We start from the raw sequence: 16,218 nt of genomic DNA on the forward strand, positions 1-16,218 counted from the left end.
TCGGCGGACGCTCGACCGAGGGACGGTGGTACGCGGAGGTCTCGGGTCGTCGCGCGGGCCACGCCCCATCCTTGCGCACGAGGTCGCGATACCGGGGCAAAACGGACCCAGCCGCCGCGTGTCGCCCGGGTGCCCGCGCCGCTGGTGGCAGCGTCAGGCAGGACGACGCGTCAGGTGCAGGAAACCGCCCTCGGGGTGCTGGCGCGCCAGCACCCGACGCAGCACCGGGCCGGCAGCCGCGAGCGCGACGTCCTTGCCGACGAAGGTGGGGTCGGTGCAGGCCCAGTCACGGCCCTTCCAGCGGACCGTGCAGCCGCCGGCGGCGCGGGTGTTGCGCACCCAGTCGGTGCCGCGCCCCCACGGCAGCGCGATGACGAACGCGTCCGGCGTCGAGAGGACGGCGACCGGTACCGCGTACTCGGCACCGCTGCGGCGACCCCGGTGCCGGAGCACCGCCCACAGCGGGAAGAGGCGGTGTCCCGCGGCGCGCACGGCGAAACGGTTGAACGTCCTGACGCCGGCACGTGGTTCGGGCACCTGTCCAGCATGCGCGTGTTTGCCCAGTCGTGGGAGGGCGCGGCCCCTCGGTCTGCGGCGAGGTCAGCCGAGGTGTCCGCGCACCGACGCGTGCCCGCGCAGCAGGTTGCGGGCGATGGTGCGGCGCTGGATCTCGTCGGTGCCCTCGTAGATGCGCAGCAGCCGCAGCTCGCGGTACCAGCGCTCGACCGGCAGCTCGCGGGTGTAGCCCATGCCGCCGTGCATCTGCAGGACGCGGTCGACGATCTCGTTGGCCTTGACGCCGCCGAAGAGCTTGGCCATCGACTGGCTCTGGCGCGAGTCCAGGCCGCGGTCGACCTGCCAGGCCGCGGTGAGCACGAGCCACCGCAGCGCCTCGATCTCCACCGCGGAGTCGGCGACCATCCACTGGATGGCCTGCCGGTTCGCGATCGGCTCGCCGAAGGTGACCCGGTTGCGAGCGTGCTCCATGCCCATCTCGACGAGCCGCTCGCAGGCCCCGAGCGCCCGGGCGGGCAGCATGTAGCGGCCCTTGCCGATCCAGTGCATCGCCAGCTCGAAGCCCTTGCCCTCCTCACCGAGGATCGCCGAGTGCGGCACGCGGACGTCGTCGAAGACGAGCGCGGCCGGGCCCCACTCGCCCATGGTGTCGATGGGGCGGCTCTCCCACCCGCGGTCGCGGTCGACGAGGAAGCACGTGACGCCGCCGTCGGCGCCCAACGCCCTGTCGGTGACGGCGAAGACCATGACGAAGTCGGCCTCGTGCCCACCGGTGATGAAGGTCTTCTCCCCGCTGATGAGCCAGTCGTCGCCCTCGCGGCGGGCACTCGTGCGGATGGCGCGCGCGTCGGAGCCGGCGCCCGGCTCGGTGATGGCGAAGCACGACCGGAGCGTGCCCTCGATGGTCGGGCGCAGGTAGCGGTCCTGCTGCTCCGGCGTGGCGCTGAAGAGGATGTTGTCGGCCTCGCCGGCGAACCGGAAGGGCACGAACGAGCGCCCCAGCTCGATCTCGACGAGTGCCGCGACGACGGCGCCGAGGCCCATGCCGCCGTGCTCCTCGGGCGTCTGGATGCCGAAGAACCCGGCGGCTCGCGCCTTGTCCTGCAGGCTCTTCAGCGCGTCGGTGGGGAGGCCGCGCTCGTGCCGACGCTCACGCTCGAGCACCTCCGGTTCGAGCGGCAGGATCTCCTTGCGCACGAAGGTGCGGACCCAGTCGCGGATCTCGCGCTCCTCGCCGGAGAGGTCGAAGTCCATGGCGCGTCCTTCCAGTCGGGTGGCTCAGCGGGTGTGGCGGCGCAGCTCGGCCTTGGCGAGGGCGTTCTTGTGCACCTCGTCGGGGCCGTCGGCGAAGCGGAGCGTGCGGATGCCGGCGAAGGCAGCGGCGAGCTCGGTGTCCTGGCTCAGGCCGGACGCGCCGTGGGCTTGGATCGCCTTGTCGAGGATCCACTCGACGGTCGTCGGGGTGGCGATCTTGATGGCCTGGATCTCGGTGTGCGCGCCCTTGTTGCCGACGGTGTCCATGAGCCAGGCGGTCTTGAGCACGAGCAGGCGCAGCTGCTCGATGCGCACCCGCGACTCGGCGATCCAGTCGCGGACGACCCCCTGCTCGGCAAGGGGTCGGCCGAAGGCGACGCGCTCCGAGACGCGTCGGCACATCGCCTCGACGGCAACCTCGGCGAGCCCGATCGACCGCATGCAGTGGTGGATCCGGCCGGGGCCGAGGCGGGCCTGCGCGATGGCGAAGCCGTCGCCCTCCCCCGCGATGAGGTTCGTGGCCGGGACGCGCACATCGGTGAACCGCAGCTCGGCGTGTCCGCCGTGGTCGTGGTCGTCGTAGCCGAACACCTCCATGCCTCGGACCACCTCGAGGCCGCGGGCGCCTCGCGGCACGAGCACCATCGACTGCTGCCGGTGCCGCTCGGCGCCGGGGTCGGTCTTGCCCATGACGATGAAGATCTCGCAGTCGGGGTTCATCGCCCCGGTGATCCACCACTTGCGGCCGTTGATGACGTACTCGTCGCCGTCCCGTCGGATCGACAGCTCGATGTTCGTCGCGTCGCTGCTCGCGACGTCGGGCTCGGTCATGGCGAACGCCGAACGGATCTCGCCGCGCAGCAGGGGCTCGAGCCACTGCTCCTTCTGGGCGTCGGTGCCGAACTGGGCGAGCACCTCCATGTTCCCGGTGTCGGGTGCCGCGCAGTTGAGCACCGCGGGGGCGAGGCGGATGCAGCGGCCCGTGAGCTCGGCGAGGGGCGCGTACTGGAGGTTGGTCAGGCCGGCGCCGTGCTCTCCGGGCAGGAAGAGGTTCCACAGGCCTCGTTCGCGCGCCTCCTCACGCAGCTGGCCGAGCACCGGCACACGGCTCCACGCCCAGCGGTCGTCACTGCCCGCCAGCTGCGCGTCGAACTCCGGCAGCGCGAGCACGACGCGGTCGTCGAGGAACGTGCGGAGGTCGCCGAGCAGCTGCTCGGTGCGGCCGTCGTGGGCGAAGTCCATGGGTCCTCCTGCGGCTCAAGCCGGTTCAGTGGTGGTCAGGCGTCGTCGAGGGCCAGCAGCCCGGCGGCCACGAGCGGTGCGGTGGCCTCGCCGATGCGCGAGAAACCCTCGCCCACGGTCTGGCCTTTCGTGAAGCGGTAGTGAATGCCCTCGAGGATGACGGCGAGCTTGAAGTAGGCGAGCCCGAGGTGGAACGACAGGCTCGACAGGTCACGGCCGCTCCGGTCGCCGTACCGTTCCAACAGCTCTGCGCCGGAGGGGAACCCGGGCGCACGCGAGACGTCGCTGACGGCGTTGCCGCCGACGATCTCGGGCAGGCTCTGGTACGCCTCGAGCAGGGCGACGTCGGTGAGCGGGTCACCGAGCGTGGCCATCTCCCAGTCGAGCACCGCCGTGACCACGTCGCGGTCGTCGACGAGGAGGTTGTCGAGCCGGAAGTCGCCGTGGACGACGGAGGGGGGCCCCGAGGACGGGACCGACGCGGACAGCCGGGCGTGGAGGTCGTCGATACCCGGCAGGTCGCGGCTGCGGGATGCGTCGAGCTGCTGCTTCCACCGCCGCACCTGCCGCTCGAGGAAGCCCTCGGGGCGGCCGAAGTCGCCGAGCCCGACGGCGCCGGGGTCGACGCCGTGCAGGTCGACGAGGGTGTCGACCATCCGCTCGGCGACAGCCCGGGTGCGTTGTGCGCCAAGGGGTTCCAGCTGGGATGCCATCCGGTACGGCGTGCCGCCGACGTGCTCCATGACGTAGAACGGCGCCCCCACGACGTCGTCGGTGGCGCACACCGCGTACGTGTCCGGCACGGGCACCGGGGTGTCGCGCAGCGCGCTGATGACCCGGTGCTCGCGCACCATGTCGTGGGCCGTCGCGAGCACGTGCCCGAGCGGCGGGCGGCGCACCACGACGGTGCGGGTGCCGTCACCGACGACGTAGGTGAGGTTGGACTTGCCGCCCGCGACGACGCGTCCGCTGAGCGGGCCGGAGAGGAGCCCGGGCGCGTCACGGTCGAGGAACGACTGCAGCGCGCCGAGCGGCAGGCCCGGCGGGTCGGTGAGCTCCGCGCCGGCGTCGTCGCCGGGAGCGCGGGCGGCGTCGGTCACGAGTCAGTCCTTCGGGCCGCCGGCCACGTAGATGACCTGGCCGGAGACGAACCCGGCGCCCTCGCTGACGAGGAACGACGCCGTCGCAGCGATGTCCTCGGGCTGCCCGACCCGGGCAACCGGGATCTCCTTGGCCGCGCCCTCGAGGAACTGCTCGAACGTGATGCCCATGCGCTCGGCGGTCTGGCGCGTCATGTCGGTGGCGATGAAGCCCGGGGCGATGGCGTTGGCGGTGACGCCGAACTTGCCGAGCTCGATGGCGAGGGTCTTCGTGAACCCCTGGAGCCCGGCCTTGGCGGCCGAGTAGTTGGCCTGGCCACGGTTGCCGAGGGCGGACGTCGAGCTGAGGTTGACGACGCGTCCCCACTTGGCGTCGATCATGTGCTTCTGTGCCGCGCGCGTCATGAGGAAGGAGCCGCGCAGGTGGACGTTCATGACGGCGTCCCAGTCGTCGCTGGTCATCTTGAAGAGCATGTTGTCGCGGATGATGCCGGCGTTGTTGACGAGCACGGTCGGCGCGCCCAGGTCGGTGGCGACGCGCTCGACGGCCGCGGCGACCGCCGCCTCGTCGGACACGTCGACGCCGACCGCGAGACCCCGCCCGCCAGCCGCCTCGATCTCGGACACCACTGTGGCACAGGCGGCCTCGTCCAGGTCGAGGACCGCGACGGCGAACCCGTCGGCGGCGAGGCGCTTGGCGACGGCGGCGCCGATGCCGCGGGCGGCGCCCGTGACGATGGCGGTGCGCGTGGTGGTGGGCTGCTCGGTCATGCGTTCTCCTGCGTCGGGGTGGTGTTGCTGGTGGTCTCGGGGTCTGCCCCGGAGGGGCGTTCGAGCTTCTGCTGGAGCCGGTTCATCCCGGTGAGCCACGCGTCGGGGTGGCTCGCGCGCTGGACGTGGTACTCGGCGACCTCCGGATGCGGGAGGACGAGGAAGGTGCCCGTGGCCATGGCGTCCCAGAGCGCATCGGCCACCTGCGCCGGGGTGACGACGCGCTCCCGGGTCAGCAGCTCGCGCAGCGGCCCCGCGTCGGCGAGCATCCGCGTGTCGACGCCCTGGGGGCAGATGGCGTGCACGGTGATGCCGCGGTGCCGGTAGGTGGCGTCGAGCCACTCGGCGAAGGCGACGGCGGCGTGCTTGGTCACCGAGTAGGGCGCGTCGCCGAGCATCGTCAGCAGTCCGGCCGCCGAGGCTGTGACGACGAAGCGGCCGGGCACGCCGGCGGCGAGCCACCGCGGCACGAGCGCGCGCGCCGCGCGTACGTGGGCGAGCACGTTGACATCGAGCGCGCGCGCCCACACCTCGTCGGGGGCCTCGAGCCCGAGGCCGGTCCCGATGCCGGCGTTGGCGACGAACACGTCGACGCGTCCGAGGTGCCCGAACGCGGCGTCGAGGAGCGCCGTGTTGCCGGCGTCGGTCGACACGTCGGCGACGAGGGGGCACCCGCCGACCTCGCGGGCCACGTCCTCGAGGGCGTCGGCGTCGCGGTCGGAGACGACGACGTGCCAGCCCTCGTCGACGAGCCGCTGCGCGACGGCACGACCGATCCCCCGGGCGGCCCCGGTGACGACTGCGGTGTCGGGCATGACGGCTCCTCGCGATGAACTAAGCGCTTGCTTACCTTGGCCAGTGGACGGGGTCCGCGTCAAGTGTCCGTCGGGGCCGGGCGTCCCGGGGTACGTTCGGGGCCATGGCCGGACGCGCGGGACGCAGGGGAGGCACGGTCGGGCTCGTCGCCGGCACGGCCGCCGCGGTCGCCGGGTCGGTGGCGGTCGCGGCCCGGCTCTCGCCGTGGCCGTCGGTGCTCGTCATCCGCGCACTCTTCGACGCGGGCGCCCGCAAGGCCGACGCCGCTCTCGCGGCGCACACGCCGACCGGCGTCACCGAGGTGCGGGACGAGCCCTACCGGCACGCCGACCCCGACGCCCGGCTCGACGTCCACCGCCCGGCCGACGCGACCGGCCCCCTCCCGACCGTCGTGTGGGTGCACGGCGGTGCGTTCGTCTCCGGCAGCAAGGACCTCATCGCGAGCTACCTGAGGGTCCTTGCCGCGCACGGCTTCACGGTCGTCGGCGTCGACTACTCGATCGCCCCGGAGGCGCGCTATCCGACGCCGGTGCTGCAGACGGCCGCCGCCCTGGACCACGTGCTGCGCGAGTCCGACCGTCTCGGCGTCGACCCGTCCAGGATCGTGCTCGCCGGCGACTCGGCCGGCTCGCAGGTGGTGGCCCAGGTCGCCTGCCTCACGACCGATGCCGAGTACGCCGACGCGGTCGGCATCCGGACCTCCCTGCCCGCGGAGCAGCTGCGTGGCCTGCTGCTCTTCTGCGGCGCCTTCGACTTCGACCTCGCCCGGGGCTCGACGCCGCTCGGCTCCTGGCTGGCGCGGACCGCCCTGTGGGCGTACTCGGGGCGCCGCGACGCCCGCACCGACTCCTCGTTCATGCTCGGGTCGGTGCCGCAGCACGTCGGGGCGGGCTTCCCGCCCGTCTTCGTGTCGGCGGGCAACGCCGACCCGCTCCTGCCCCACTCCCTCGGCCTCGTCGCGACGCTCGAGGGGCTCGGGCTGGACGTCGACGCCCTCTTCTTCCCCGAGGACCACGAGCCACGCCTCGCGCACGAGTACCAGTTCGACCTCGACGGCGACGCCGGTCGCCTCGCCCTCGAACGCGCGGTCGCGTTCCTGCGCCGCGTCACCGCCTGACGCGTCACCTGCCCGACGCCGGCATGCCCGCGCGCCGCTGGCCGGTGTCGGCGGCTCGGGGCAGGATCGGGGCATGCTCCTGACCGATGTCGTCGACACCTCGCGCGCGGTCGCGGCCACGTCGTCGCGCACCGCCAAGGTCGAGGCTCTGGCCGCGTGCCTGTCCCGTGCCGCGCTCGACGGCCCCGACACCGTCGAGGTGGTGGCCGCACACCTGTCCGGAGTGCTGCCCCAGCGGCGCATCGGCGTCAGCTGGCGCGGCCTCCGGTCGCTGCCCGAGCCGGCCGACGAGCCGACGCTCACGGTCGCCGATGTCGACGCCGCCGCCACGGTCATGGCCGGACTCGCCGGATCCGGTTCTGCCGCAAGCCGTTCGGCCGCCGTCAAGGAGCTCTTCGCCCGCGCCACCGCCGACGAGCAGCGCTGGCTACGCGGCCTCATCACCGGTGAGACGCGTCAGGGCGCGGGCGACGGTGTCATGCTGCAGGCGGTCGCGAAGGCGGCCGACGTGCCCGACGCCGCGGTGCGCCGAGCGGTCATGCTCGCCGGGTTCACCGGCCCGGTTGCGCGGGCCGCCCTCGACGGCGGCGTCGCAGCCCTGGAGGCGATCACGCTGGAGGTCGGGCGCCCCATGCGGCCGATGCTCGCCGGCTCGGCCCCCGACGTCGCCGCAGCCCTGTCCACCCTCGGCGGCGAGGTCGTCGTCGAGACGAAGCTCGACGGCATCCGGCTGCAGGCCCACGTCGACCGACGCTCCGAGCCGGGCACCGTCCGCCTCTTCACCCGCACCCTCGAGGAGGTCACCGACCGGATGCCCGAGATCACCGAGGCCCTGGCCGGGCTCGACGTCGAGACCGCGGTGCTCGACGGCGAGGTCATCGCGCTCGGCGACGGCGGACGACCCCAGCCGTTCCAGGTCACCGGGGCGCGCACCGCGAGCACCGCCGACGTCGAGCGCCTCCGTGCCGAGGTGCCGCTGACGCCGTTCTTCTTCGACCTGCTCCACCTCGACGGCCGCGACCTGCTCGATGCGCCGGCCCGCGAGCGCTGGTCGTCGCTCGCGGCCACCGTGCCGCCGGCCTGGCTCGTCCCGCGCCTCGCGACCGACGACACCGACGCGGCGTCGGGCTTCTTCGCCGACCTCGTCGCGGCCGGGCACGAGGGCGTCGTCGTCAAGGACCCCGCCCTGCCGTACGCCGCCGGCCGGCGCGGGCCCGGTTGGGTCAAGGTCAAGCCGCGGCACACCCTCGACCTCGTCGTCCTCGCCGTCGAGTGGGGCAGCGGCCGGCGCCGCGGCTGGCTCTCCAACATCCACCTCGGCGCCCGTGACGCCGACTCGGGCGAGCTCGTCATGCTCGGCAAGACGTTCAAGGGCATGACCGACGAGATGCTCGCCTGGCAGACCGAACGCTTCCGTGAGCTCGCGGTCGACGACCCCGACGCGGGCGAGTGGGTCGTGCACCTGCGGCCCGAGCAGGTGGTCGAGATCGCCTTCGACGGCGTCCAGCGCTCGAGCCGCTACCCGGGCGGGATGGCCCTGCGCTTCGCGCGGGTGCTGCGCTACCGCGACGACAAGCCTCCCGACGAGGTCGACACCGTGCAGACGGTGCGCTCGCTCGCTGGGTGGTGATGCTGCAGGTCTGTGCAACGCGGGCCGCTTTTGTCACCTTTCGCGCAGCTTGCCCGGGTAGCCTCGGGCGCGCAGGCGGTCGGGGCCTCCTGCATCCATGACAGATCCACGGCGCGCGCGGCAGGACCACGACGACCCGTGGCGGCGAAGGGTCCGGCATGCGTTCTCCAGGGGTGGGCCGCCTGCGGCCGACGACGTCCGTGCTGCTCGCGACAGGTCTGGCCTTGACGCTCGGCCTCGCTCCGACCAGTGCCGCAGGAGCCGCCGACGCGGCGACCGCGGCGGTCGCACCGACAGGGGCAGGCCCGGCAGGGGCAGGAGGTTCGGCGGCGACGGCCGGCGTCCCGGCGTCGGTCCCCCGCGGTCCGGTCGCCACATCGGCCACGCGCGCGGTGTCCTACCGCGGGGTGCACCTGCGGGTGCCCGCCGACTGGCAGGTCATCGACCTCGACGCCGACCCCACCCGGTGCGTCCGGCTCGACGTCCGCGCCGTCTACGTCGGTGAGCCGGCCGCGCAGCAGGACTGCCCGGCCCACCTCGTCGGGCGGTCCGACACCATCTGGCTGCGACCCGCGGCCGCACAGGACACCCGGTCCACGTCCTCCCGGTCGACCCGTGTGGGCGCCCTGTCGGCGCACACGGCGCGCAACCCGGAGGACCGGACGAAGCTCGTGCGGTTCGCGACGCCCGGCGTCACCGCCGAGGCCGCCTGGTCGGGCGACGAGGCCACGGTCGACGACGTCCTGTCCACCGCGGGTACCGCCGGCACGTCGGCAAGCGCGACGAGCACAACGAGCACGACGACGGACCGTCCGCCGGGCGTCAGCCGCGCGCACACGCGTCCGGCCCTTTCCGCCACGAGCGCGATGAGCACCTCTGCGAGCACGACGGCGGCGGGCACCGGCACCACGAACGGCTTCCGCGGCATGGGTTTCGACACGTGCGAGGCGCCGGCCCTGACGACGATGCAGCAGTGGTATGACACCTCGCCCTACCGAAGCATGGGCATCTACATCGGCGGCTCGATGCGAGCCTGCCCCGACGGCAACCTCTCCGCGTCGTACGTCAGCCAGGTGACCGGCATGGGCTGGGGTCTCATGCCGATCTATGTCGGCGACCAGGCCCCGTGCGTCAACCAGCCCGGCCTGGCGAAGATCGACCCGACCACGGCGGCGGCACAGGGGAAGTCGAGCGCCGACGACGCCGTCGCCCGGGCTCAGGTGTTCGGCCTCGGGTCGGGCACGCCGATCTACTACGACATGGAGGCCTACGGCTCCAGCAACGCGTCGACGGCCGCGTCCTGTCGCCAGACCGTCCTGACCTTCCTCTCGGCGTGGACCACCGAGCTCAAGCGCCTCGGCTACCGCTCCGGCGCGTACGGCAGCACGTCCTCGCTCATGGTCGACCTGTCGAAGGCCACCGGCACCAGCGGGTTCACGCCTCCCGACGACGTGTGGTTCGCGAACTGGAACGGCCTGCAGACCCTGTCCGACTCCACGAAGTACCCGGATTTCAAGGACTCGCTGTGGGCCTCAGGCCAGCGGATCCACCAGTACCAGAACCTCTCCGAGACCTGGGGCGGGGTCAACCTCTCCATCGATGCCAACTGGGTCGGCGGCCACGTCGTCGGCACCCCCGTCCCGGTCGACTACGGCACGGGAACGTACGGGCCCGGCAGCGCGGCCTTCGTCTTCACCGGGCGGATGGACTACTGGCACCCGATGGCCCCGAAGGGCGTCGAGGGGCGCGCCTACTACACGTATGCCAACGGGCCGAAGGAGTCGAACGGGGCCACGTGGTCGCCCGTGCTGCGCCAGGGCTTCTACGCGGTCAGCGCCTCGGTCCCCGCCGCCCCCTCGGGGACGTCGCCGGCGCGCTCCACCTACACCGTCACCGACGCCAACGGCACCCGCACGCAGACGCTGGCGCAGCCGGCCGCCGGCGGCACGCTGGCGCTGGGCACGTACTCCGCCGTGGCCGGCCGTTCCGTGAGCGTGCACCTCGGCGACAACGACACCAGCCCGACCCCCAGTCCCACCACCGCGAGCGTCGCCGTCGACGCCATGACCTTCCGGCTCGTCGCCACGGTGCCCGCGGCGCCGGGCTCGGTCTCCGCCGTGCCCGGTGACGTCAACGCGACGGTCCGATGGGCCGCGGCCACGGACAACGGCAACTCGGTCACCGCCTACACGATCACGGCAGCCCCGGGCGGCGCGCAGGTCACCACGAACGGATCCGCACGCTCCGCAGTCGTGACGGGCCTGGCCAACGGCACGGCGTACACGTTCACCGTGACCGCGACGAACGCGGTCGGCACCGGTCCGGCTTCGTCGCGCTCGCTGGCGGTGACGCCACTGCCGCACGGCCACCTCGTCACCGTCGCCCCGACGCGCCTGCTCGACACGCGGTACGGCACGAAGACCAACACGATGCGCACCGCCATCGCCGCCAACGCCACGGTGACGGTGCGCGTCGCGGGGGTGAGCGGATCGCCTGTCCCGGTCGGCGCGACCTCGGCGACGGTCAACCTCACGGTGGTGGGTCCGAAGGCCGCCGGGTGGCTCAGCGCCGACTCGGCCGCGGGGGGCACCTGGACCTCCGACTTCGTCGCGGGACAGACCCGTTCGACGCTCGTGGTGAGCCGTCTCGGCGCGGACGGCACGATGCGTGTCGTCAACCACTCCCGCGGCACGGTGCACCTGGTCGCCGACGTCCAGGCGTACGTGTCCTCGGCCGGGACGCTGCGGCAGTGGGCCGCTCCGGCTCCGGCACGCCTCGTCGACACGCGGTACGGCACCACGAGCAACGCGGTGCGCACCGCCATCGCGGCGAACCGCGCCATCACGGTCCGCGTGGCCGGGGTGTCGGGCTCGCCGGTGCCGGCGGGGGCCACGGCCGCCGCGCTGAACGTCACCGTCACCGGTTCCCGGGCGGCGGGCTTCGTCAGCGTCGACGCCGGCTCCAGCGCGTTCCCGACGACGAGCTTCGGCTCGGGCCAGACGGTCGCGAACCTCACGGTCTCCCGGCTGTCCTCGAGCGGCACCGCGACGATCGTCAACCACTCGGGCAGCACGGTCCACGTCATCGTCGACGTGCAGGGCTACCTCGCGGCGACCGGAACGACGAACCAGTGGGTCACCGGAGCACCGGTCCGCCTCGTCGACACGCGCTACGGCACGGCCACGAACTCGGCGCGGAGCCCGCTGGCCGCCGGCGCGAGCCTCACCGTGCGGGTGGCCGGCCTCAACGGGTCGCCGGTCCCCGCGGGCGCGAGCGCCGCTCTTCTCGGGGTCACGGTCAGCCTCCCGCAGAAGGCGGGCTACGTCACCGTCGATGCCGCAGCCGGCGCCCGGACCGCCTCGGTCTGGTTCGCAGCCGGGCGTAGCGCGCCCGGCTTCACCGTGACCCGGCTCGCGGCGAACGGCACCGTCGTCGTGACCAACCACTCGGGCGGCCCCCTGAACGTCGTCGTGGATGTACGGGGCTACCTGCACTAGGCCTCCGTCTCCGGCGGTCCGCAACCGCCACCGACCCGGACCTGGGCGGCGCCGACCGGACAGCATCCGGACGGCGTCGCCCTATCTGTTGCCGACCTCACAGTCCGTAGGTAAGTTCCGCTCTGACAGCAGAACGCGTGAATTGTTCACATTCCTTCGGAGGCGCCATGTCCATGTCAGAGCTGTCCCGCCGCACCGTCCTCGCCGGTGGCCTCGCCGTGGCCGCGGCCGGCACGGTCGCCGGCCAGGCCCGAGCCGCCACCGCCCCGGGCGCGGCCCGCGCGGCCACCGCCGGCGAGGAGGGCTGGATCACTTCGACGCTGAGCCGGATGACCCTCGAGGAGAAGGTCGGCCAGCTGTTCATCCAGAACGTCTACGGCAAGGACGCCACGACCCCCGACCAGCGCAACGTGCCGCTCTACGGCGTCGCGAGCCCGGCCGAGGTCGTGCGCAAGTACCACCTCGGCGGCGTCATCTACTTCGCCTGGACCGACAGCGTGCAGAACCCCGACCAGATCGTCGGGCTCTCCAACGGGCTGCAGAAGGCCGCCCTCACCGCGCCGGTCAAGGCCAAGGTTCCGCTGCAGGTCGCCATCGACCAGGAGCAGGGCGTCGTCACCCGCATCGGGCCCCCGGCCACGCAGTTCCCCGGCTCGATGGCCCTCGGCGCCGGCCGCAGCGCCCCCGATGCCCGCACCGCCGCGGCCATCACCGGCCAGGAGCTGCTGGCCATGGGCGTCAACACCAACTTCGCGCCGGTCTGCGACGTCAACGTCAACGCCCTCAACCCGGTCATCGGCACCCGCTCGTTCTCCTCGCACCCCGACCTCGCCGCCGAGCTCGTCGCCGCGCAGGTCGCCGGCTACCAGCGCGACGCCGGGATCTCGTCCTCGGCCAAGCACTTCCCGGGCCACGGCGACACCGCGACCGACAGCCACGTCGCCTTCCCGATCATCACGCACACTCGCGCCCAGTGGGAGAGCATCGACGCCCCGCCGTTCAAGGCCGCGATCCGCGAGGGCATCGACATGATCATGACGGCCCACCTCGCCTTCCCGGCGCTCGACGACTCCGGCGACCCGGCGACGCTGAGCCACCCCATCCTCACGGGCGTGCTGCGCGACGAGCTCGGCTACGACGGCGTCATCGTCACCGACTCCCTCGGCATGCAGGGCGTGCGCGACAAGTACGGCGACGCCGAGGTTCCGGTGCGGGCCCTGCTCGCCGGTGCCGACCAGCTGCTCATGAGCCCGGCCATGGACGACGCGTACGCGGCGGTCATCGCGGCCGTGCGCAGCCACCGCATCCACCCGTCCGACCTCGATGCCAAGGTGCGACGCGTCCTGCGGCTGAAGTACCGGCGCGGCGTCGTCACCCAGCCCTACGCCGACCCGGCGGGCGTGGCCGGGGTCGTCGGCACGCCGGCCCACCTCGCCGCCGCCGACGAGGTCACCGACCGCACGACGACGCTGGTGAGGAACGACGCCGGCGTCCTGCCGGTGGCTGCCTCGGGCAAGAAGGTGCTCGTCACCGGCTACGGCGTCTCCACGACCGCCACCCTCGCAGCGGGCCTGTCCGACAAGGGGGCCGCGGTGCAGACGCTCGAGACCGGCACCTCCCCGACCGACGCCAAGGTGGCCTCGGCGGTCGCCGCCGCCCGCGGAAAGGACCTCGTCGTCGTCACGACGATGAAGGCCTGGGACACCGCGACCACCGACACCCGCGGCGGGCAGCAGAAGCTCGTCCGGCAGCTCGTCGCCTCGGGCGTCCCGGTCGTCGTCGTGGCGGTGCGCGACCCGTACGACATCGCCTACGTCACCGAGGCCCAGACCTACCTCGCGACCTACTCCTACAGCCCGGTCGCCATCGAGGCCGCGGCGCGGGTCATCACCGGCGAGGTCTCGCCGACGGCGAAGCTGCCCGTCGACATCCCGGTCAAGGGCGACCCGTCGACGCCGCTCTACCCGTTCGGCCACGGCCTCACCTACTGACGTGCGCACCCTGCCGACCGTCACGACCCTCCGGGCTCGCCGGACCCACCGGACCCTCGGCACCGCGCTGGCGGTGGCGGCCCTCGCCGCCACCGCCCTCGCGGCTGGGCCCTCGAGCGCCGCCACGACGACCGCGACCGACACGGGTGGCGGGACCTCCTCCGCACCCCCGGTCACGGCGCGCGTCGCCACGTACAACATCCACGCGGGCGCCGGCACCGACAACGTCTACGACCTCGACCGCACCGCCGCGGCGATCCGCGCGCTCGACGCCGACGTCGTCGGGCTCGAGGAGGCCGACGTCCACTGGGGCGACCGCTCGCACTGGGAGGACACCGTCGCCGAGCTCGGCCGGCGCCTCGGGATGCGCACCGCCTTCGCCCCGATCTACAGCCTCGACCCGGCCGCGCCCGGGCAGCCGCGCCGCGAGTTCGGTGTCGCGCTGCTCTCGCGGTTCCCGCTCGTGTCCGTGCAGAACCATGACCTGACGCGGCTCTCCACGCAGGACCCGAACCCCGTGCCGGCCCCGGCGCCGGGCTTCCTCGAGGCCGTCGTGCAGGCCGCCGGCGCGCGCACCCACGTGTACGTCACCCACCTCGACTACCGCGGCGACCCGTCGGTGCGCCGCCTTCAGGTGGCCGACACCCTGCGCATCCTCGACGAGGACCCCGAAGGCGCCACACAGGTGCTCCTCGGCGACCTCAACGCCGAGGCGTCGGCCCCCGAGCTCGCGCCGCTCTGGACCCGGCTGCGCGACGCCTGGGCCGTGGCCCCGGTCCGCGACGGCGAGCCCGGCCTCAGCTACCCGGCGATCGGCCCGACCAAGCGCATCGACGTCGTGTCGGTCTCCGGCGGCGTCGAGGTGATCGACGCGTCGACCCAGCACGACCCCACGCTCGTCCCCGCGAGCGACCACCGCGCCGTCGTCGCCACGGTGCGCCTGCCCCAAGGATCGGAGAACTCACGATGACCCGTCTCAACCGTCGCCAGCTGCTCACCGCCGGAGCGCTCGGCGCCATCGCCGTCCCGGCCACCGCAGCGGGTTCGCTTGCGGCCCAGCCCTCCTCGACCAAGTACCCCGCCAACCCCGTCACGCCGGGCGCCGACCGGGCCGCCGCGTCCGGCTGGTCGGTGCTGAACGGCCAGAAGGTCGGCGTCATCACCAACCCCACCGGCATCCTGACCAACCTGCGCACCATCGTCGACGAGATGCACGAGTCCGGCGCCGTCGACGTTGTCGGGGTCTTCGGGCCGGAGCACGGCTTCCGCGGCACCGCGCAGGCCGGCAGCTCCGAGGGCACCCACACCGACCCCCGCACCGGCATCACCGTGTACGACGCGTACGGCGCCACGGTCACGAAGCTCACCTCGATGTTCCGCACCGCCGGCGTCGAGACCGTCGTCTTCGACATCCAGGACGTCGGCGCGCGGTTCTACACCTACATCTGGACGATGTACACGGCGATGCGCGCGGCCGTCGCGGTCGACGCCCGCTTCGTCGTGCTCGACCGGCCCAACCCGGTCGGCGGCACGGCCCGCGGCCCGATGATGACGACGGCGTACACCTCGGGCGTCGGGGCCAAGGAGATCGTCCAGGCGCACGGCATGACGGTCGGCGAGCTGGCCCGCTTTTTCGACGCCGAGTTCCTGCCGGCCGACGCCGGTGGCCGCCTGCGCGACCTCACCGTCGTCGAGCTCAAGGGATGGCGGCGCGACGTGCCGTTCGCCGCCACGGGCCTGCCCTGGGTCATGCCGAGCCCCAACATGCCGACGCCCGACACCGCGCTCGTCTACCCGGGCACGTGCCTCTTCGAGGGCACCAACCTCTCGGAGGGGCGCGGCACCACGCGCCCGTTCGAGCTGCTCGGCGCACCGTTCGTCGACCACCGCTGGGCCGAGCGCATCGCTGCTCGCGGGCTGCCCGGCGTCGGGGTCCGGGAGGCGTACTTCACCCCGACGTTCAGCAAGCACACCGGCGGGGTCTGCGGCGGCATCCAGCTGCACGTCACCGACGCGTCGACCTTCGACCCGATCCGCACGACGGTCGAGCTGCTCGTCGCGCTCAAGGCCCTCTACCCCGACTTCGCGTGGCGCTACGACTCCTACGACCCCCAGCGGCCGTACTGGGTCGACAAGCTGACCGGCTCGCCGCGGCTGCGCACGCAGGTCGACGCCGGCGCGCCGGCCGACGAGGTCATCGGTGCGTGGCGCGAGGAGCTTGCGGCCTTCGACGCCCGACGCCGCCAGTACCTCATCTACGGCGGCCCAACGGCCTGACCCGCGT

12 protein-coding genes are annotated in these 16,218 nt (G+C 73.2%); 6 read left to right on the plus strand and 6 right to left on the minus strand.

The genetic code is table 11. The features are described 5' to 3' along the window. Positions 1-153: 153 nt before the first annotated feature. The 6 genes from AC3A5R_RS07120 to AC3A5R_RS07145 form a co-directional block, all read right to left on the minus strand. The gene (locus AC3A5R_RS07120; RefSeq protein WP_487620026.1) at positions 154-537 is read right to left on the minus strand and encodes a nitroreductase family deazaflavin-dependent oxidoreductase; all 384 of its coding nucleotides are present in this window, start codon (positions 535-537) and stop codon (positions 154-156) included. 63 nt (positions 538-600) lie between these two features. Further along, positions 601-1,770 carry an acyl-CoA dehydrogenase family protein gene (locus AC3A5R_RS07125; RefSeq protein WP_487620027.1) on the minus strand — a complete coding sequence of 390 codons (1,170 nt, stop codon included), beginning with the start codon at positions 1,768-1,770 and terminating at the stop codon, positions 601-603. Positions 1,771-1,794: 24 nt separating this feature from the next. Continuing rightward, positions 1,795-3,012 carry an acyl-CoA dehydrogenase family protein gene (locus tag AC3A5R_RS07130; protein WP_487620028.1) on the minus strand — a complete coding sequence of 406 codons (1,218 nt, stop codon included), beginning with the start codon at positions 3,010-3,012 and terminating at the stop codon, positions 1,795-1,797. Between the two features lie 35 nt (positions 3,013-3,047). Beyond that, positions 3,048-4,112, minus strand: coding sequence for a phosphotransferase family protein (locus AC3A5R_RS07135; protein WP_487620029.1), 1,065 nt, complete (start codon positions 4,110-4,112; stop codon positions 3,048-3,050). Between the two features lie 3 nt (positions 4,113-4,115). Continuing rightward, complete coding sequence (gene fabG, locus AC3A5R_RS07140) at positions 4,116-4,883, minus strand: 3-oxoacyl-ACP reductase FabG (protein ID WP_487620030.1); 768 nt, start codon at positions 4,881-4,883, stop codon at positions 4,116-4,118. Continuing rightward, a complete protein-coding gene (locus AC3A5R_RS07145) occupies positions 4,880-5,698 on the minus strand; it encodes an SDR family oxidoreductase (RefSeq protein WP_487620031.1) in 819 nt (272 codons plus the stop codon). The genes fabG and AC3A5R_RS07145 overlap by 4 nt, the downstream gene beginning before the upstream one ends. A gap of 104 nt (positions 5,699-5,802) precedes the next feature. On the opposite strand from AC3A5R_RS07145, the gene AC3A5R_RS07150 reads away from it, so the two are divergent. The 6 genes from AC3A5R_RS07150 (at position 5,803) to AC3A5R_RS07175 (ending at position 16,211) form a co-directional block, all read left to right on the plus strand. Beyond that, positions 5,803-6,816 (plus strand): alpha/beta hydrolase, encoded by a 1,014-nt coding sequence (locus AC3A5R_RS07150; RefSeq protein WP_487620032.1) that lies wholly within the window; start codon positions 5,803-5,805, stop codon positions 6,814-6,816. A 73-nt stretch (positions 6,817-6,889) separates the two neighbouring features. After that, complete coding sequence (locus AC3A5R_RS07155) at positions 6,890-8,446, plus strand: ATP-dependent DNA ligase (protein ID WP_487620033.1); 1,557 nt, start codon at positions 6,890-6,892, stop codon at positions 8,444-8,446. Positions 8,447-8,604: 158 nt separating this feature from the next. Then, the gene (locus tag AC3A5R_RS07160; RefSeq protein ID WP_487620034.1) at positions 8,605-11,943 is read left to right on the plus strand and encodes a glycoside hydrolase domain-containing protein; all 3,339 of its coding nucleotides are present in this window, start codon (positions 8,605-8,607) and stop codon (positions 11,941-11,943) included. Between the two features lie 173 nt (positions 11,944-12,116). Continuing rightward, positions 12,117-13,934 (plus strand): glycoside hydrolase family 3 protein, encoded by a 1,818-nt coding sequence (locus tag AC3A5R_RS07165; protein WP_487620035.1) that lies wholly within the window; start codon positions 12,117-12,119, stop codon positions 13,932-13,934. Between the two features lies 1 nt (position 13,935). Next, complete coding sequence (locus tag AC3A5R_RS07170) at positions 13,936-14,904, plus strand: endonuclease/exonuclease/phosphatase family protein (RefSeq protein ID WP_487620036.1); 969 nt, start codon at positions 13,936-13,938, stop codon at positions 14,902-14,904. Next, positions 14,901-16,211, plus strand: coding sequence for an exo-beta-N-acetylmuramidase NamZ family protein (locus tag AC3A5R_RS07175; RefSeq protein WP_487620037.1), 1,311 nt, complete (start codon positions 14,901-14,903; stop codon positions 16,209-16,211). Before AC3A5R_RS07170 ends, AC3A5R_RS07175 begins: the two co-directional genes overlap by 4 nt. The last annotated feature ends 7 nt before the right edge of the window (positions 16,212-16,218 follow it).

The organism is Intrasporangium sp. Soil_C_50 (assembly GCF_057656595.1).